Annotated in this window: 16 protein-coding genes; 15 read left to right on the top strand and 1 reads right to left on the bottom strand. The window is 70.3% G+C overall.

Features of this window, described 5'->3' with window-relative positions; genetic code table 11:
* Positions 1–297 precede the first annotated feature (297 nt).
* Genes deoC through D456_RS0111825 form a run of 6 tightly spaced genes read left to right on the top strand, consistent with a single transcriptional unit; the run spans position 298 to position 6,754 of the window.
* Complete coding sequence (deoC, locus tag D456_RS0111850; protein WP_017576399.1) at positions 298–1,245, top strand: deoxyribose-phosphate aldolase; 948 nt, start codon at positions 298–300, stop codon at positions 1,243–1,245.
* A 5-nt stretch (positions 1,246–1,250) separates the two neighbouring features.
* Positions 1,251–2,687, top strand: coding sequence for an aldehyde dehydrogenase family protein (locus D456_RS0111845; protein ID WP_017576398.1), 1,437 nt, complete (start codon positions 1,251–1,253; stop codon positions 2,685–2,687).
* Complete coding sequence (locus D456_RS0111840) at positions 2,680–3,609, top strand: aldehyde dehydrogenase family protein (RefSeq protein WP_017576397.1); 930 nt, start codon at positions 2,680–2,682, stop codon at positions 3,607–3,609. The genes D456_RS0111845 and D456_RS0111840 overlap by 8 nt, the downstream gene beginning before the upstream one ends.
* A gap of 42 nt (positions 3,610–3,651) precedes the next feature.
* Entirely contained in the window at positions 3,652–4,293 is a 642-nt protein-coding gene (locus D456_RS0111835) for a GNAT family N-acetyltransferase (protein ID WP_017576396.1), read from the top strand.
* Positions 4,290–5,099 (top strand): purine-nucleoside phosphorylase, encoded by an 810-nt coding sequence (locus tag D456_RS0111830; protein WP_017576395.1) that lies wholly within the window; start codon positions 4,290–4,292, stop codon positions 5,097–5,099. Before D456_RS0111835 ends, D456_RS0111830 begins: the two co-directional genes overlap by 4 nt.
* Positions 5,096–6,754, top strand: coding sequence for a phospho-sugar mutase (locus D456_RS0111825; protein ID WP_017576394.1), 1,659 nt, complete (start codon positions 5,096–5,098; stop codon positions 6,752–6,754). The genes D456_RS0111830 and D456_RS0111825 overlap by 4 nt, the downstream gene beginning before the upstream one ends.
* 9 nt (positions 6,755–6,763) lie before the next feature.
* Here the strand turns inward: D456_RS0111825 and D456_RS0111820 are convergent, their stop codons facing one another.
* Positions 6,764–7,258, bottom strand: a complete 495-nt coding sequence (locus D456_RS0111820; protein WP_017576393.1) for an Lrp/AsnC family transcriptional regulator — start codon at positions 7,256–7,258, stop codon at positions 6,764–6,766.
* A 598-nt stretch (positions 7,259–7,856) separates the two neighbouring features.
* Between D456_RS0111820 and D456_RS0111815 the strand changes: the two genes are divergently transcribed.
* The 9 genes from D456_RS0111815 to D456_RS0111775 all read left to right on the top strand — a co-directional run bounded on the left by D456_RS0111815 (position 7,857) and on the right by D456_RS0111775 (position 17,845).
* A complete protein-coding gene (locus D456_RS0111815) occupies positions 7,857–8,894 on the top strand; it encodes a thiamine pyrophosphate-dependent enzyme (RefSeq protein ID WP_051049448.1) in 1,038 nt (345 codons plus the stop codon).
* Positions 8,891–9,910, top strand: coding sequence for an alpha-ketoacid dehydrogenase subunit beta (locus tag D456_RS0111810; protein WP_017576391.1), 1,020 nt, complete (start codon positions 8,891–8,893; stop codon positions 9,908–9,910). Before D456_RS0111815 ends, D456_RS0111810 begins: the two co-directional genes overlap by 4 nt.
* Before the next feature lie 7 nt (positions 9,911–9,917).
* Positions 9,918–10,259, top strand: a complete 342-nt coding sequence (locus tag D456_RS0111805; RefSeq protein WP_017576390.1) for a biotin/lipoyl-containing protein — start codon at positions 9,918–9,920, stop codon at positions 10,257–10,259.
* A gap of 159 nt (positions 10,260–10,418) precedes the next feature.
* The gene (locus D456_RS0111800; RefSeq protein ID WP_017576389.1) at positions 10,419–11,153 is read left to right on the top strand and encodes an alpha/beta fold hydrolase; all 735 of its coding nucleotides are present in this window, start codon (positions 10,419–10,421) and stop codon (positions 11,151–11,153) included.
* 369 nt (positions 11,154–11,522) lie between these two features.
* Positions 11,523–12,575, top strand: a complete 1,053-nt coding sequence (locus D456_RS0111795; RefSeq protein ID WP_026115784.1) for a BMP family lipoprotein — start codon at positions 11,523–11,525, stop codon at positions 12,573–12,575.
* 200 nt (positions 12,576–12,775) lie between these two features.
* Positions 12,776–14,380: an ABC transporter ATP-binding protein gene (locus D456_RS0111790; protein ID WP_017576387.1), complete on the top strand. Its 1,605-nt coding sequence runs from the start codon at positions 12,776–12,778 to the stop codon at positions 14,378–14,380.
* On the top strand, positions 14,377–15,855 hold the full coding sequence (locus D456_RS0111785) for an ABC transporter permease (protein WP_017576386.1): 1,479 nt from the start codon (positions 14,377–14,379) through the stop codon (positions 15,853–15,855). Before D456_RS0111790 ends, D456_RS0111785 begins: the two co-directional genes overlap by 4 nt.
* Positions 15,852–17,447, top strand: coding sequence for an ABC transporter permease (locus D456_RS0111780; RefSeq protein ID WP_017576385.1), 1,596 nt, complete (start codon positions 15,852–15,854; stop codon positions 17,445–17,447). Before D456_RS0111785 ends, D456_RS0111780 begins: the two co-directional genes overlap by 4 nt.
* Positions 17,426–17,845, top strand: a complete 420-nt coding sequence (locus D456_RS0111775) for a cytidine deaminase (RefSeq protein WP_017576384.1) — start codon at positions 17,426–17,428, stop codon at positions 17,843–17,845. Before D456_RS0111780 ends, D456_RS0111775 begins: the two co-directional genes overlap by 22 nt.
* Positions 17,846–17,906: the final 61 nt, after the last annotated feature.

Raw genomic sequence — 17,906 nt, 5'->3', positions numbered from 1 at the left:
GTCCAAGCGTAGGTCAGACGCGGGAAGCGGTGGTCCGGTCTGGACCGGTCCCGTGCGGCGCGACCCGAGTACGTTCCACAAGCTCCGGTTTTCGGGGGATTTCGGCGTTCGATTTGGAGGAATGCACAAGCGCGCGGCGGTCCCGGGGTTGGAGAAGAGTCCAACCTTGGGGGTGCGGAGCGTACGTGTGCTGACGGCCGCCGACCCCGGCGTTAGGGTGCTGCCTGGCGACGCCGGACGTGGTGCACGACACTCCGCCGGGCCGCGCCGGAGTCCCGCACACCGTCGACCCTGAAGGTGCCCGTGCCCAACACAGCATCCGCGCCCGAGGCGGTGACCGACCGAGAACTGAGGGCGTTCCTGTACGGACTCCCCGGCGTGGACGAGGTCGGCGCCGCGGCCCGTGCCAAGGACCTGTCCACACGGTCGGTCAAGACCACCGCCAAGGCCCGCGCGATCGACCTGGCCATCTCCATGGTCGACCTGACCACCCTGGAGGGCGCCGACACCCCGGGCAAGGTCCGGGCCCTGTGCGCCAAGGCCGCCCGCCCGGACCCCGAGGACCGCACGGTCCCCTCCGCCGGCGCGGTGTGTGTCTACCCCGACCGGGTGGGGATCGCCGTGGAGGCCCTGCGCGGTACCGGCATCGGCGTGGCTTCCGTGGCCACCGCCTTCCCGTCGGGCCGCGCGCCCCTGGAGGCCAAGCTCGCCGACACCCGCGCGGCGGTCGCCGACGGCGCGAGCGAGATCGACATGGTCATCGACCGGGGCGCGTTCCTGTCCGGCGACTACCTGAAGGTGTACGAGGAGATCACCACGGTCAAGGAGGCCTGCGGGGACGCGCACCTCAAGGTCATCCTGGAGACCGGCGAGCTCGCCACCCTCGACAACGTGCGCCGCGCCTCCCACCTGGCGATCCGTGCCGGCGCCGACTTCATCAAGACCTCCACGGGCAAGGTCTCGCCCGCCGCGACCCCGCCCGTGGTGCTGGTCATGCTGGAGGCCGTCCGCGACCACCACCGCGACACCGGCCGCCGGGTGGGGGTCAAACCCGCGGGCGGGATCCGCGACACCAAGGGCGCGATCCGCAACCTGGTCCTGGTCAACGAGACCGCCGGGCCGGACTGGCTCACACCCGACCTGTTCCGCATCGGTGCCTCCAGCCTCCTGAACGACCTGCTCATGCAGCGCACCAGGTTGGCCACGGGCACCTACCCGGGCCCCGACCACTACACGCAGGACTGACAGACGTGGCAGAGATCCTCGAGTACGCGCCCGCGCCGGAGTCCCGCTCCGTCGTCACACTGCGCGAGAACTACGACCTCTTCGTCGACGGCGGGTTCGTCCCGGCCGAGAGCGGGGAGAGCCTGACCAGCCTGAACCCGGCCGACGAGAGCGCACTCGCCACTGTCGCCGTGGCCGGTCCCACCGACGTGGACCGCGCCGTGAGCGCGGCCCGGCAGGCGCAGGAGAACGTGTGGGGCCCCATGAGCGGGGCCGAACGCGGCAAGTACCTGTTCCGGATCGCCCGCATCCTCCAGGAACGCTCCCGTGAGCTCGCCGTCCTGGAGACGATGGACAACGGCAAACCGATCAAGGAGACCCGCGACGTCGACCTGCCTCTGGCCGCGGCGCACTTCTTCTACCACGCGGGCTGGGCCGACAAGCTCCACCACGCGGGCCTGGGCACCGACCCGCGCCCGCTCGGTGTGGCCGCCCAGGTCATCCCGTGGAACTTCCCGCTGCTCATGCTGGCGTGGAAGATCGCCCCGGCCCTGGCCACCGGCAACACCGTGGTGCTCAAACCGGCCGAGACCACACCCCTGACCGCGCTGGTCTTCGCCGAGATCTGCCAGGAGGCCGACCTGCCCGCCGGCGTGGTCAACATCGTCACCGGCGCGGGCGGGACCGGGCGGACCCTCGTGGAACACCCGGGGGTGGACAAGGTCGCCTTCACCGGTTCCACCGCCGTGGGGCGCGGCATCGCCCGCGCGGTCGCCGGCACCCGCAAGCGCCTGACCCTGGAGCTGGGCGGCAAGGGCGCCAACATCGTCTACGACGACGCAGCCCTGGACCAGGCGGTCGAGGGTATCGTCACGGGCATCTTCTTCAACCAGGGCCACGTGTGCTGCGCAGGGTCGCGCCTGCTCGTGCAGGAATCGGTCGCCGAGGAGCTCCTGTCCCGCCTGAAGGAACGTGTCTCCCGGATCCGTGTGGGCGACCCGCTCGACAAGAACACCGACCTGGGCGCGATCAACTCCGCGGACCAGCTCAGCCGCATCCGCGAGGTCACCGACAGCGGAGAGGCCGAAGGGGTCGAACGCTGGTCACCGGCCTGCGACCTGCCCACGGCCGGTTACTGGTTCGCGCCCACACTCCTGACCGGCGTCAGCCAGTCCCACCGGGTCGCCCGCGAGGAGATCTTCGGCCCGGTCCTGTCGGTACTGACCTTCCGCACACCCGAGGAAGCCGTGGCCAAGGCCAACAACACCCCCTACGGCCTCTCCGCCGGGGTGTGGACCGAGAAGGGTTCACGCATGCTCTGGACCGCCGAGCGCCTGCGCGCCGGTGTGGTCTGGTCCAACACGTTCAACAAGCTCGACCCGGCCAGCCCCTTCGGCGGGTACAAGGAGTCGGGATACGGCCGCGAGGGCGGGCGGCACGGATTGGAGGCCTACCTTGGCTGAGCGGCGCACCGACGCGAAGAAGACGGCCCGGAAGGCCGCGCAGGCCCCGGCCCGCCTCTCGGTCCGCAAGACCTACAAGCTCTACCTGGGCGGGGCTTTCCCCCGCTCGGAATCGGGCAGGAGCTACCCCGTGACTTCCGCCGACGGAGCCCACCTGGCCAACGCCTCGCTCTCCTCCCGCAAGGACGCCCGTGACGCGGTGGTTGCCGCGCGCAAGGCCTTCGCCGGCTGGTCGGGCCGTACCGCCTACAACCGCGGCCAGATCCTGTACCGGGTCGCCGAGGTCATGGAGGGCCGCCGAGCCCAGTTCACCGACCAGCTCGTGGCTGCCCGGGGCACCGACCGGACCGAGGCCGAGACGATCGTCTCGGCCGCCATCGACCGCTGGGTGTACTACGCGGGCTGGACCGACAAGTTCGCCCAGGTCATCGGTGGCTCCAACCCGGTCTCGGGCCCTTACTACAACCATTCCGCTCCCGAACCGACCGGGGTGGTCGTGGTCTTCGCCCCGCAGGACGCCCCACTCCTGGGGTTGTCCTCGGTGGTCGCCCCGGTCGTGGCCACCGGCAACACAGCCGTGGTGGTGGCGTCCGAACCCGGGCCCCTGGCCGCTGTCGACCTGGCCGAGGTGCTGGCCACCTCCGACGTACCCGGCGGGGTGATCAACCTGCTGACCGGGCGGACCGGTGAGATCGGACCGCACCTGGCTGCGCACGCCGACGTCGACGCCCTCGACCTGTCCGGGGCCGGGGAGCACGCCACCGCCTTCGAGGAGGCCGCCGCCCAGACCCTGACCCGGGTCCTGCGTCCGGGGCCCGAGGACGGTGCGGGCGAGCGCGCCTGGCTGGACCCCGACCCGGGCACCTCGCGTATGTCACCCTTCCTGGAGACCAAGACGGTCTGGCACCCGATCGGGGTGTGAGCGCCGCGGACCGCTGCCGGTCCGCCAGAGGGAAGGAGTGGTGTGTCGACCTCGACGACCGGTGCCCCGTCCGGCCACGGCGGGACGGGAGCGGTCCTGCGCCTGGTCCGTTTGGACCACGGCACGGAGGAGGCCCGAGTACTGCGCGAGGCGGTGGTGCGCCAGCGGGTCGCCCCCGACCAGCGCCGGTTCGTCACCGAGGCCGTCCACACCCTGCCCCAGGCCGACACCGACCCCGACCGCATCCCGTTCGCGGTGGTGCCGGCCGGCTTCCGGCCCCGGGACCGGGCCGAGGCCCTGGACACCTGTGCGGGGTTCGGCATCGTCGACCGGCGCGGACACCTGCGCGACCTGGTCGACACACCGGAACGGGCGGCTCTGCTGCGGGCCTACTACGTCACGCCAGAATGGCAGGGCCGCGGCATCGGACGGGCGGCCTGTTCGGCTCCGGTGCTCGATCCCCTGGTCGCCGAGGTCGCACCGCGGGCCACCGAGATCGTGCTGTGCGTCAACCACGCCAACGAGGCGGGCAGGCGCACTTATCTGGCCGCGGGGTTCGTCCCGACCGGCCGTGACCACCACGACGGTCCGAGCGGGCCGCAACAGATCCTGTCCCGTCCCATGGACCCCGGGGTGCACGGGGTAGCCGGCCCCCGGGACGAACGAACGGAGAACACCCAGTGACCCGCACACCTCAGGCCGCCGCCGAGGAGGCCGCGGCCGAACTGCGCTCGCACACCGGTGCGGACGCCTACGATGTCGCGCTCGTCATGGGCTCCGGATGGGCCCCGGCCGCCGACCTGCTGGGCGAGTGCGAGCACGAACTGCCCGCCGCCGAGCTGCCCGGCTTCCGCCCGCCCGGGGTGGAGGGCCACAGCGGCACCATCCGCAGCATCTCCGACGGCGACCGCCACATGCTGGCCTTCCTGGGGCGTACCCACCTGTACGAGGGCCACGGCACCGACGCCGTCGTCCACGGGGTGCGCACCGCCGTGGCCGCCGGCGCCCGCACGGTGGTACTGACCAACGCCGCCGGCGGTATCAGCCCCGACTACGCTGTGGGCTCGCCGGTCCTGATCACCGACCACCTCAACATGACTTCCCGCTCGCCGCTGAGCGGGGCCACCTTCGTGGACCTGTCCGAGACCTACAGCTCCGAACTGCGCGAGACCGCACGCTCGGTCGCTCCGGACCTGGCCGAGGGTGTGTACGCGGCGATGCCCGGCCCCCACTTCGAAACCCCCGCCGAGATCCGGATGCTGCGCGCGATGGGGGCCGACCTGGTCGGGATGTCCACCGTGCTGGAGGCGATCGCAGCCCGGGCCGCCGGGGCCCGGGTCCTGGGACTGTCCCTGGTCACCAACATCGCCGCCGGGCTGGAAGGGGCCAACCTCGACCACGAGGAGGTCCTGGCCACCGGCCGCGACTCCGCCGACCGGGTCGGGCGCATGCTGGCCGACATCGTCGCCGAGATCGGCCCCGCCCGATGAGCGGCGTCCTCGCCGAAGCCCGGACGTGGCTCGCCCAGGACCCCGACCCCGCCACCCGTGCGGAGCTGTCGGCCCTCCTGGAACAGGCGGAGGCGGACGACCCCCGGGCCGTGGCCGACCTCGAGGACCGTTTCGGCTCCCGCCTGGAGTTCGGCACCGCCGGTCTGCGCGGCGCCCTGGGCGCGGGCCCCAACCGGATGAACCGTGTGGTGGTCATGCGTACCGCAGCCGGGCTGGGCAGCTGGCTCGGTGACCGGCAGTGCCACGTGGTGGTCGGACACGACGCCCGGTACCGGTCCGAGGATTTCGCCGCCGACACCGCCGCCGTACTCGACGGGGCCGGGCACCGGGTCTCGGTCCTGCCGGGTGCGTTGCCCACCCCGGTCCTGGCCTTCGCGGTACGCGAGCTGGGCGCCGACGCGGGGGTCATGGTCACCGCCAGCCACAACCCGCCCCAGGACAACGGCTACAAGGTTTACGTCGGAGGCTCGGGGGAGGACGCAGGGACCCAGATCGTCGCCCCGGCCGACACCGAGATCTCCGCGGCCATCGACCGGGTCGGTGCGGTGGGTGAGCTGCCTCTGGGGTCGGAGTGGGCCAGGCTGGGCCCGGAGCTCCTGGAGCGGTACCTGGCTGCGGTCACGGCCCTGGTTCCGGAGGGCCCCAGGGAGATCGACGTCACCTACACCGCCATGCACGGTGTGGGCGGACGGGTGCTGATGGCCGCGATGGAGCGGGCCGGGTTCCCGCGTCCGAAGGTCGTGGCCGAGCAGTTCGACCCTGATCCGGCCTTCCCGACGGTCTCCTACCCCAACCCGGAGGAACCGGGCGCCATGGACCGGGCTCTGCGCGACGGGGAGGCCAACGGCGCGGACGTGGTCGTGGCCAACGACCCCGACGCCGACCGGCTCGCGGTGGCGGTGCCCGGGCACGGGATGCTCACCGGTGACGAGATCGGCGGATTGCTGGCCGAGTACGTGCTGGAACACACCTCGGGCGAGCGTGCCGTGGCCGCCTCCATCGTCTCCTCGACCCTGCTGGGGCGTATCGCCCGCGCCTACGGGGTGCACTTCGACGAGACCCTGACCGGGTTCAAGTGGTTGGCACGCGCGGGCGGGCACCGCAAACGGGTCTTCTCCTACGAGGAGGCACTCGGGTACTGCGTCGGCGGGGACGAAGGACGCCCGGTCGCGGACAAGGACGGGATCGGTGCGGCGCTGGTGCTGTTGGCCCTGGCGGCGTGGGCCAGGCGCGACGGGCGCACACTGGTGGACCTGCTGGACGTCCAGGCCCAGCGGTACGGCCTGCACCTGACCGAGCAGCTCTCGATGAGGGTGGCCGACCTGTCGTTGCTCACCGGGATCATGCGCCGGCTGCGGTCGGACCCGCCGGAGGCGTTCGGCCCCTTCGCGGTCGAGGGGGTGGACGACTTCTCGGCCGGGCACGCCGAACTCCCGCCCACCGACGCGCTCCGGTTCCGTCTCGAGGGCGGGGGCCGGGTGACGTTGCGTCCCTCGGGAACCGAACCCAAGCTCAAGGCCTACGCCGAGGTGGTCCTGGACGCCGAGGACCGTCCGGGCCCGACCCGCGTTCGCGGCGTTCGGATGCTCGCCGAGGTGATGTCCTCGGTATCGGGCCTGGTGCGCGGCCGGTGAACGGTCGGCTCAGCCGGTCTCTTCGGAGGGTTCGACCACGGGTCGGTGCACGACCTCGTCGATGACGGTGAGGGTCTGGGTGGCGGTCACACCCGGAAGTGACTGCAGGCGGGTCAGGATGAGGTCGCGCAGCTGGTTGGTGTTGGCCACCCGCACCAGGAGCACGATGTCGGCCGAGCCCACGACGTACCAGCAGTACTCCACTTCCGGGTACGAGGAGAGCACTTCGCGGTTGGCCCGCCAGTCGGGCTGGCTGCCGGAGATGAGCACGAGCGCGGTCACGCCCAGTCCCATCTTCGTGTGGTCGGTGACCACGGAGTATCCGCGGATGACCCCGTCGTCGGTGAGCCGTTTGATGCGGTTGTAGGCGGTGGCGCGGGAGACGTTGGCCAGTGCTGCGATCTCCGTGATGCCGGTTCGCGCGTCCTTGGCGAGCGCGCTCAGGATCGTCTGGTCGGTGCTGTCGGGACGCCGACCGTTGCGACGCTGGTCGCCCATGGCCATGTGCGTGCTCCTCGTGTGCTCTTGTGCTCGCGGAGGCCCTTCGCAGTCGTCGGCGACGAAGGACGGGGCCAACGAAATACCAGGGAAACGATGACTTCGTCCATCGGGATCTCAGGTGGCGAGACGGGGCGGGGGACGGGGGATCGGGGGGAGGGGGAACGAGGTCGCCGGTGGGATGACGACTGTACCCGCGGTGGACACGACGAATCGAGTGGGGGCTTCCCGTACCGGCGGACCCCTACACCGCTTCACGCCCGAATCGGCCGTTTGTCTTGTAGAAGACCCCGAACCATGACGAATGTCCGGCCAGGGGGCTTTGATTCCGACGTCTGGCGGTCGCATCCTCAGGGCCGCACGTTTCCGTCCAGGGGCGGTGAGCCCGTTTCACGGTGTACAGGGTCGTGTGTCGTTTTCGCGGTCCATTCGCGAACCGGGTTGGACGAAAGCGGACCGAAATCCTGATCTCGTTCGTATCTGTATCAACTACGGGCGTGTATCTACCAAAAGTGTCGAATGCGACGCAGAATCGAGCAGGACAGTGAAGAGCCCGGCCCCGCCCACGCCACGTGTTCAGGGGCCATGTTGGGAGCCGCTACAGATGCCACAGCACGCGTCCGTGGGCCGAGGATCCATCACCGTGGACCACCTGCCCCCCGACCTCACCCGCGAGCTCTACCGTCACATGCGCACCGCTCGCGATCTCGACACCGAGGCCGTCGCACTGCAGCGCCAAGGCGTCTTTCCCGCCTACGTCTCCGTACGCGGACAGGAAGCCGCGCAGGTGGGCAGCGCCGCCGCGCTCGACCCCGCACGCGACTTCGTGTTCCCGACCTACCGTGAGATGGCTGCGGCCCAGGCCTACGGGGTCGACATGGTCGGTTACATGGCCACCCACCGCGCCCTGTGGCACGGCGGCCTGTACGACGTGGCCGCCTCCCGCTTCGGCGCCGTCAACGCCGTCGTCGGCGGCCCCGTACCCCACGCCGTCGGCTGGGCGGTCGGTGAACGCCTGCGCGGTGACGACGGGGTGGCCCTGGCCTACTTCGGTGACGGCGCCAGCTCCGAGGGCGATGTCCACGAGGCCATGAACTTCGCGGGTGTCTACGGGGCCCCCGTCGTCTTCTTCTGCCAGAACAACCAGTGGGCCCTGTCGGTACCCAACGAACGCCAGGTCGCCGGCGGATCGATCGCCGCCCGCGCCGAGGGTTACGGCATGCCCGGGGTGCTCGTGGACGGCAACGACGCAGGAGCGGTCCACCACGCCACCGCCGAGGCGGTCGCACACGCACGCCGCGGCGAGGGCCCCACCCTGATCGAGGCGCTCACCTACCGCGTCGAACCCCACTCGACCTCCGACGACGCCGGCCGTTACCGCGACGACTCCGAGGCCGAACGCTGGCGCCGCCGCGACCCCGTCGCCCTGCTGCGCGAGGCCCTCACCGCCGCCGGACACGCCGACGAGGCCGCACTGGCCGAGATCGACGGACAGGCCCTGGAGGAGGCCCGGCGTATCCGGGACGGGGTCTCCACCGCGCACGAACCCGACGGGAGCGAACTGTTCACGCACGTGTTCCGGGAGCACACCGAGGAGCTGACCCGGCAGCGCCGTACCTGGAAGGAAGAGGTCGAGCTGTGACCGAGTTGATCGAACACACCGCCGACACCGCCACCGGTCCGGTCGTCGAACTGTCCATGCAGCAGGCCCTCAACCGGGCCCTGCGCACCTTGCTGTCCGAGAACGGCGACACTCTGGTCTTCGGTGAGGACGTCGGTACCCTCGGCGGGGTCTTCCGTGTCACCGACGGCCTGCAGAAGGAGTTCGGGGCCGACCGCGTCTTCGACACCCCCCTGGCCGAGTCGGCCATCATGGGCATGTCCGTGGGCTTGGCGATGAACGGGTGGAGACCCGTCCCCGAGCTGCAGTTCGACGGGTTCGCCTATCCGGCCGTCGACCAGATCGTCAACCAGGTCGCCCGGATGAACTATCGCACCCGCGGTGCCATGCCCATGCCCGTCACCTTGCGCCTGCCCTCCTTCGGCGGCATCCAAGCCCCCGAACACCACGGTGAGAGCCTGGAAGCGCTCTTCGCCCACACCCCCGGGCTCAAGGTCGCGGTGCCCTCCGACCCGGGCGAGGCCTACCGTCTGCTCCTGCAGGCGGTGCGCTGCGACGATCCGGTCGTGTTCATGGAACCCAAGGCGCGCTACTGGGACAAGCGCCCCGTGGAACTGGCCGAACCCACAGAACCGGTCGGCACCAGCCGTGTCGTGCGGCGGGGCAGCCACGGAACCCTCATCGCGTGGGGGGCCATGGTCCACCGCTGCCTCCAGGTCGCGGAGCTGGCCGCCGAGGACGGCGTCGAGCTCGAGGTCCTGGACCTGCGCTGGCTCACCCCCTTGGACACCGAGGGCCTGGCCGCATCGGTCCGCCGCACGAAGCGCGCGGTGGTCGTGCACGAGGCACCCCTGACCGCCGGCCTCGGCGCCGAGATCGCCACCCGGGTGACCGATGCCTGCTTCGGTGACCTGGCGGCCCCGGTGCAGAGGGTCACCGGCTTCGACGTGCCCTACCCGGCCGGCCCGCTCGAGCCCCAGTACCTGCCGACCATCGACCGTGTGCTGCTCGCTGTGCAGCGCACCCTGGAGTACTGATACCGACATGGCGGAAGAGACCATCACCTTCACCCTCCCCGACCTGGGCGAGGGCCTGGTAGAAGCGACCGTCCTGGAGTGGGAGGTCGAGGCCGGGGACGACATCGCACGCAACGACCCCCTCGTGGAGGTGGAGACCACCAAGTCGGCGGTGATCATCCCCTCGCCCCACGACGGGCGCGTCGTCGAACTGCACGCCGGCCCCGACGAGGTCGTCCGGGTGGGTGCGCCCCTGGTGACCTTCGCGGTGGCCGCGGCCGAGGGGCCCCGCGCCGGCATCGTCGGTACGGTCCCGGAGGAGGAGAGCCGGCCTCGCAGGCGAGTACGCCTCACCCCGCCCTCCGAATGAGCCCGCGCTGCCGGGGTACTGTGCCTCCACCCCCGGCAGCGCCTTCGGGTGATTCGACGAACAACGCACCGGGATTGCTGCCCCTGTTCATTGGAAAGCACGAACGGAAACCGTGCCCGCCCCGGATGGTCTCCGCTCAGGAAAACGATTGAAGGATTCATGCCTGCGAACCTCACCGACGGCGTCGTAATGCGTTATGCGGATTTGCGTCCGGGATCCCCGGCGGACGCGGTTCCGGTGCTTCTCCTGCACGGTTTCGGAACCAACTTCGAGATGAATTGGAAAACCGCGGGATGGCCTCAGGAGCTGGAGAGCCGAGGACTGCGTGCCATCGGCCCGGACCTGCGCGGGCACGGCGGCAGCGACAAACCCACCCACGGCGATGCCTACCTGCCCGAACGCTTCTCCCAGGACTTGGTCGGACTCCTCGACGAGCTCGGTGCGGACCGGGTCGACGTCGTGGGGTACTCCATGGGTTCCCGGTTGGGCTGGGACCTGGCCCTGCGCGCGCCCGAGCGGGTGCGGCGCCTGGTTCTGGGGGGTTTCGGGCCCACTGATGCCTTTGCCGGAACAGACTTGAACTCCTTGGGTGAGGGCGGGACCCCTTTCGACGAGGTCTTCCGCACGGTCAGTGCCCTGCCCGGCAACGACGCGGCCGCCCTGGCGGCCTGCGCACGTGGGCAGGCCGCCAGGCCCTTCCGTCCCGACCCGGCCCCCGAAGGCATCCCGTTCCTACTGGTGGCGGGGGCCCGGGACACGCTCGCCGTCGGTGCCGAGCAGCTCGCCCGCGACCGGGGCGGCAGCCACGTGGAGGTCCCCGGCCGTGACCACGTCAACGCGGTCTCCTCGCGGACCTTCCGGCAGGCCGTCGTGGACTTCCTGGTGCGGCGCTGAGAAGGGATCGGCGCCTCCGGAGGTGCGGCGCACCGGTGCGCCGACGCGTGGTTGGTCCGGTACGGACCAGCGACCCATGACTCTGGTGGGGAAACTGTGGGTGATTTTTGTGGCGCTCCGTGTCGTCATGGCGGGTGAGAGCGTTTTCCGGCCCTTCTGGAAGCTGTGGGGAAGTCCCGTGAACCGGGCCTCGGTGCGCCTTGTGTAGCTGGCCGGTAAGTCCCCGTGTCGCTCCGCTCTCGCCTTCATAACAACTCGGCTCGTCCGTTAGGTGTGGTTTATGCCACCAGATATCGTCCGGCAGCAGAACTCAGGCCGGTTCAGCGCGAATGTCCGGACCGCCGAGAGTGCGAAGGGGAGAGTTCCGAAGTGAAGCGTACGAACGCAACGAAGTTCGCTGCCGTGGCAGCGGCGAGCGCACTGGCGCTGACCGCGTGCGACAACGCACAGGGCGACGGTGGCGACGCCTCCGGCGGTGGGGAGGACACGGACACCGTCCAGGTCGGTCTCGCCTACGACGTCGGCGGCCGTGGCGACCGCTCGTTCAACGACTCGGCCTTCCGTGGGCTGGAACGCGCCGAGGAAGAGCTCGGTATCGAGAGCGCCGACTTCGAGCCGTCCGACGGTGAGTCCGACGCCGACAAGGAGGACCGCCTCAGCAACATGGCCATGGAGGGCTACGACCTCGTCATCGGGGTCGGCTTCGCCTACCAGGAGCCCATCGAGAGCGTCGCCTCCGAGTTCCCCGACGTGAACTTCGCGATCGTCGACGAGGAGATCGAGGGACACGACAACATCACCAGCCTGGTCTTCGCCGAGGAGCAGGCCTCCTTCCTGGCCGGCGCCGCCGCGACGCTGACCACCGAGGAGGACCACGTCGGTTTCGTCGGCGGTGTCGAGACCCCCCTCATCAAGAAGTTCGAGGCCGGTTACCTCGCGGGCGTCGAGCACGTGGACGACTCCGTCGAGGTCGAGGTCGACTACCTGAGCCAGCCGCCGGACATCAGCGGCTTCACCGACCCCGCCCAGGGCCGCGAGACCGCCCAGGCCCAGCACGACCGCGGGGCCGACGTGATCTACCACGCCGCCGGCGCCTCGGGCAACGGTGTCCTGGAGGCCGTCGCCGACAACGACCTCACCTTCATCGGTGTCGACAGCGACCAGTACCAGAACGCCGACGACGAGCAGAAGTCCTACGTGCTGACCTCGGCCATCAAGCAGGTCGACGTCGCCGTCTACGACCTCATCGAGGCCACCGTCGACGGTGAGCCCCAGAGCGGCGTCCAGCGCTTCGACCTCTCCGACGGCGGAGTGGACTACACGCAGTCCAACGAGGAGGCCATCGAACCGATCCAGGGTGAGCTCGACGACCTCAAGCAGCAGATCATCGACGGTGAGATCGAGGTCCCGACCGAGCCCTAGGGCGGCCACGATCGACCGTTCCATCGCGGGCGGCCCCACACGGGCCGCCCGCGATGTCCTGGCGAGGGCGGTGCCGAAAGAGCGCGGGAACCTTCCCGCACCCCTCCGGTGCCGCCTCCACCGCCGTTTTCCGCGACGTCGGCGTCGAAAGGCCGTGACCCGGTCCGATCCGTCACGTCGCCGTTTCCATGAGGAGAGAGATGAGCAGCACGCCATCGGGTGGGGGAACCGATGCGCCCCCCGCCGTCGAGCTGCGGGGGATCACCAAACGTTTTCCCGGCGTCGTGGCCAACCACGACATCGACATCACCGTGGCTCCCGGTACCGTGCACGCCATCGTGGGCGAGAACGGCGCGGGCAAATCCACGCTGATGAAGACGTTGTACGGAATGCACCGGCCCGACGAGGGCGAGATCCTCGTCCGGAACGGACCCGTACATTTCAGTTCCCCCTCCGACGCCATCAAACAGGGCATCGGCATGGTCCACCAGCACTTCATGCTGGCCGACAACCTCACCGTGCTCGAGAACGTGGTCCTGGGCGCCGAGCGCCGCCACGGTATCGGCCGCCGGGCGCGCGCACGCATTCTGGCACTGTCCGAGCAGTACGGGCTCGGCATCCGCCCCGACCGCCTCATGGAGGAGCTGGGCGTGGGCGACCGCCAGCGTGTGGAGATCCTCAAGGTCCTCTACCGCGGCGCCGAGACCATCATCCTGGACGAGCCCACCGCGGTCCTGGTGCCCCAGGAGGTCGACGAGCTCTTCGACAACCTCCGCGAGCTCAAGCGTGAAGGCCTCACGGTCATCTTCATCTCGCACAAACTCGACGAGGTCCTGTCGGTGGCCGACAGGATCACCGTGATCAGGCGCGGGACCACGGTCGACACCGTCGACCCCGTACACACCTCGGCCCGTGAGCTGGCCACGCTCATGGTCGGCGGGGAACTCCCCGTCCCCGAGCTGCGCGAGTCCACCGTCACCGACCGAGTGATGCTCTCCCTCCAGGGCATCACCGTCCTCTCCCCCGAGGGCCGTCCGGTCGTCGACGACGTCTCCGTGGACGTGCACCGCGGCGAGATCGTCGGTGTGGCCGGTGTCGAGGGCAACGGCCAGTCGGAACTCATCGAGGCCGTCATGGGCATGCAGGCCCTGAGCTCCGGCCGCATCCTCCTGGAGGGCACCGACATCACCGAGTGGTCCACCCTGCGCATCCGCGAGGCCGGGGTCGGTTACATCCCCGAGGACCGCCATCGCCACGGCATGCTGCTGGAGTCCCCCCTGTGGGAGAACCGGATCCTGGGCCACCAGACCCGCCCCCCGAGCGTGCGCGGCCCCTGGCTGGACCGGTCCGGGGCACGCGGTGACTCCGAACGCATCGTCGACGAGTACGACGTGCGCACCCCCGGCATCGACGTCGTCGCCGACGCGCTCTCCGGCGGCAACCAGCAGAAGTTCATCATCGGCAGGGAGATGAGCGGCCGACCGCGCTTCCTCGTGGCAGCCCACCCCACACGGGGTGTGGACGTGGGCGCGCAGTCCGCCATCTGGGAGCAGTTGCGCGAGGCCCGAGCCGCCGGACTGGCCGTCCTGTTGATCTCGGCCGACCTGGACGAGCTCATCGGCATGTCGGACACCCTGCACGTGATCCTCCGCGGCCGCCTGGTCGCCGAGGCCGACCCCACCGGCGTCACCCCGGAACAACTCGGCTCCGCCATGACCGGCGCCGGGCTCGACAACGCCGACGACACGGAAGGTGATCCCCGTGCCGACCGGACCCGCGACGCCGAAGGCGAGGACGGAGCATGACTGAGACCGCTCCCCGCACCTTCGCCCCCTCCGCCGTCCTCGGCCTGACCCTGATCCTGGGTGTGGCCACCACCGCGGTTCTCGACCTGTTCCTGCTCTGGTGGGCCGCCCTGCTCATCGGTGTGGGCCTGGCCTTCGTACTGGTGGCCGCCACCGCGCCGCGCACCCGTGACGAGAGCCGGCTCGCAGCCACCGGGGCCGAGGAGGAGGGCACGCCCCTGCACAAGGTGCTGGTCGCCCCGATGTCGCTGGTGCTGGCTCTGGCCGGCGGTCTGGCCGCCGCCTGGCTCCTGGACCTGCAGCTCATCGCCGAGGTCGCCGCCCCCCTGGGCGCCATGGTCGGCGCCGCGCTGGCCTTCGTGCTCTTCCACCGCCTGTCGGCCATGCTCGCGCTGTCCTTCGCGGCGGTCCTGGCCGCGGCTGTCATCGCCGTCGGGGTCACCGGCGCCGTACTCCAGCTCAGCGGTATCGCCCCGATGGAGACCTTCGGGCGCATGCTGGAGTTCGGCTCCCGGCCCGACAGCATGGTGCAGATCATCAACACCTCCACCACCTACTACCTGGCCGCCGTGGCTGTGGCGATCGGCTTCAAGATGGGGCTGTTCAACATCGGCGTGGACGGCCAGTACCGGCTCGCGGCCCTGCTCGCGGCCTCGGTGGGCGGTTACGTCATGCTGCCGCCGGTCGTCAGCCAGATCGTCATCATCGCCACCGCCGTCGCGGTCGGCGGTGTGTGGGCCGGTATCGCCGGATACCTCAAGGTGGCCCGGGGCGTGTCCGAGGTGATCTCCACGATCATGCTCAACTCCATCGCCACCGGTATCACCGCCTACCTGCTCAGCACCGACCGCCTCGCGGTGGAGCTGAGCACCAACAACATCGGCACCCCGCCCATGCCCGAGTCCTCGTGGATCCCGGGCATCCCCGCCGGGTTCCTCGGCTCCGACAACGAGATCTGGGGCATGATCGTCCTGGCCGCCGTGGTGGGGTTCCTGTACTGGGGGATGCTCAACCGCACCCGGTTCGGGTTCGAGCTGCGTGCCACCGGCCAGTCCAAGACCGCGGCCGAGGCCAGCGGCGTGGACGTCAAGAGGATGGTCTTCCTGTCCATGCTCTTCTCGGGCATGATCGCCGGGCTCGTGGGGCTGCCGCAGCTGCTCGGACACTCCCACCACTACGCGCTGGACTTCCCCACCGGTATCGGCTTCATCGGGATCGCCATCGCGCTCCTGGGCCGCAACCACCCCGTCGGCATCATCTTCGCGGCGCTGTTGTGGTCCTTCCTCGACCAGTCGGCAGGCATCCTGCCCTTCGACGACACACCGCAGGAGATCGCTGTCATCGCCCAGGCCACCATCGTCCTGACCGTCGTGGTGGTCTACGAGGTGGTGCATCGCTGGGGCCGCAGATACCAGCAGCAGGAGATCGGTAAGCAGCTCGGCCGGACCGTCGAGTCCCCCGGGGAGGCGAAGTGAGCCAGGAACTCAACGTGAAGCCGACCGCGAAGACCCCCGCACGCCCCGTAGGGTGGGCCCGGTGGCGCTTCCTCACTCTGCTCGGCGCGGTCTTCGTGGCCCTGTCCGGTCTACGTGTGGTCACCGGCCAGGACATGCTCACCGACGCCGGAACGGTGAGCACCACCCTGGTGTTCGCGGTCCCCATCTTCCTGGCCGCACTCGGAGGTCTGTGGGCCGAACGCGCCGGCATCATCAACATCGGTCTCGAGGGCATGATGATCCTGGGGACCTGGTTCGGCGCCTACTTCGCCTGGTCGACCGGAGATCCCTGGGTGGGCATGCTCGCCGGTGTGGTCGCGGGCATGGCCGGTGGCCTCATCCATGCGGTGGCCACCGTGACCTTCGCCGTGGACCACATCGTCTCCGGCGTGGCCATCAACATCCTCATGCTCGGCGCCATGCGCTACCTGTCGATCCTGGTCTACGCGGATGTGCCCCAGGCCGGTGCCGCACAGTCACCGGCGACCCCGGACTTCCCGACCCTGTCGCTGCCGGTGCTGCCCGACCTGCTCCAGCCGCTCGCGGCGAGCGGCACCTTCCTCGTCAGTGACGCCGCCTCCTTCGTCGTCGGACTGACCACGAACATGTCCGCGCTGACCTTCGTGGCGATCATGATGATCCCGCTGAGCTACCTGGTGCTGTGGAGGACCACCTTCGGCCTGCGCCTGCGGTCGGTCGGCGAGAACGCCGACGCCGCGGAGAGCCTCGGTGTGGCCGTCTACCGCCTCAAGTACACCGCGGTGATCGTCTCCGGCGGTCTGGCCGGTATGGGCGGTGCCTTCCTGTCGATGGTGGCATCCAACATCTACCAGGAAGGCCAGACGGGCGGCCGCGGCTACATCGGTCTGGCCGCGATGATCTTCGGCAACTGGCGCCCCGGCGGACTGGCGATGGGCGCGAGCCTGTTCGGCTACACCGACGCCCTGCAGGTGCGCGGCGGCGGCGCGGCCATCCACGCGCTGCTCCTGCTCTTCGTGGCTGCCCTGCTGGCCTGGGCCGTGTGGCGTGCGCGCCGCTCCCTGATCGGCCGGGCCGGCGCTGTGGCGGCCGTGGCCGGTGCCCTGGTGTACGCGTTCGTCTCCGCCGGGCCGCCGGCCGGATTCTCGGACATCCTGCTGCCCGCCTCGGGCCTGCTCCTGCTGGTGGGCCTGCTACTGGCCCTGGTCGGCACCCGCACCTCCGACACACCAGTCCTGGCCACGGTCGCGGTCGGGCTGGTCACGGTGGCGGCGCTGGCCTACTGGCTCGGCTCCTTCACCGCACTTCCCGCCGCGGAGACCACCACCGTCTTCGTCGCCGGCACCGTGCTCGGTGCGCTCGTCGCGCTGGTGTCGATGTGGGGCCGCAAGGAACGCACCACCGCACTGGCCACTGTGACAGTCGGCGTCGCCGCGCTCCTGCTGTTCTGGTACTTCGGGACCGACTCGCTGCCACGCGAACTGTCCACCTACAGTCCGCACATCGCGACGCTGCTGGTGCTCTCGCTGGCCTCACAGAGACTGCGGGCACCAGCCGGTATCGGCCAACAATGGAGGGCGAACCGCTCATGAACCCCACACCGGCCCAGGTCGATTGGCAGGCGCTGCGCGGTGCTGCCCGCGAGGCCATGACCCGCGCCTACGCGCCCTACTCGCAGTACCCGGTGGGTGCCGCGGCCCTGGTCGACGACGGGCGCACCGTCACCGGCTGCAACGTGGAGAACGCCTCCTACGGGGTCGGCCTGTGCGCCGAGTGCGGGCTCGTCAGCGCCCTGCACTCCGGCGGAGGGGGACGCCTGACCGCGTTCGCCTGCGTCGACGGCCGGGGCAGCACGCTCATGCCGTGCGGGCGCTGCCGTCAGCTGCTGTACGAACACGGCGGGCCCGAGCTCCTGATGGACACCCCCGAGGGTGTACTCACCATGAGCCAGGTCCTGCCCCAGGCCTTCGGGCCGCACGACCTGGCCTGACCCAGGAAGAACGGTGACCGTCCCCGGCCCCGGCCCCGGCCCCGGCCCCGGCATACGGGAC

It is taken from the genome of Nocardiopsis kunsanensis DSM 44524 (genome assembly GCF_000340965.1).
GTDB classification, from domain to species: domain Bacteria; phylum Actinomycetota; class Actinomycetes; order Streptosporangiales; family Streptosporangiaceae; genus Nocardiopsis; species Nocardiopsis kunsanensis.
The sequence above is the reverse complement of the archived record's forward strand: the minus strand, read 5'-3'. Positions and strand labels throughout refer to the sequence as shown.

What these genes read in the sequence shown, in the direction of transcription:
- D456_RS0111805 (WP_017576390.1), top strand. Translation starts at nt 9,918, where the DNA reads ATGGCGGAAGAGACCATCACCTTCACCCTCCCCGACCTGGGCGAGGGC.
- D456_RS0111785 (WP_017576386.1), top strand. Translation starts at nt 14,377, where the DNA reads ATGACTGAGACCGCTCCCCGCACCTTCGCCCCCTCCGCCGTCCTCGGC.
- D456_RS0111820 (WP_017576393.1), bottom strand. Translation starts at nt 7,258, where the DNA reads ATGGCCATGGGCGACCAGCGTCGCAACGGTCGGCGTCCCGACAGCACC.
- D456_RS0111775 (WP_017576384.1), top strand. Translation starts at nt 17,426, where the DNA reads ATGGAGGGCGAACCGCTCATGAACCCCACACCGGCCCAGGTCGATTGG.
- D456_RS0111825 (WP_017576394.1), top strand. Translation starts at nt 5,096, where the DNA reads ATGAGCGGCGTCCTCGCCGAAGCCCGGACGTGGCTCGCCCAGGACCCC.
- D456_RS0111815 (WP_051049448.1), top strand. Translation starts at nt 7,857, where the DNA reads ATGCCACAGCACGCGTCCGTGGGCCGAGGATCCATCACCGTGGACCAC.
- D456_RS0111800 (WP_017576389.1), top strand. Translation starts at nt 10,419, where the DNA reads ATGCCTGCGAACCTCACCGACGGCGTCGTAATGCGTTATGCGGATTTG.
- D456_RS0111790 (WP_017576387.1), top strand. Translation starts at nt 12,776, where the DNA reads ATGAGCAGCACGCCATCGGGTGGGGGAACCGATGCGCCCCCCGCCGTC.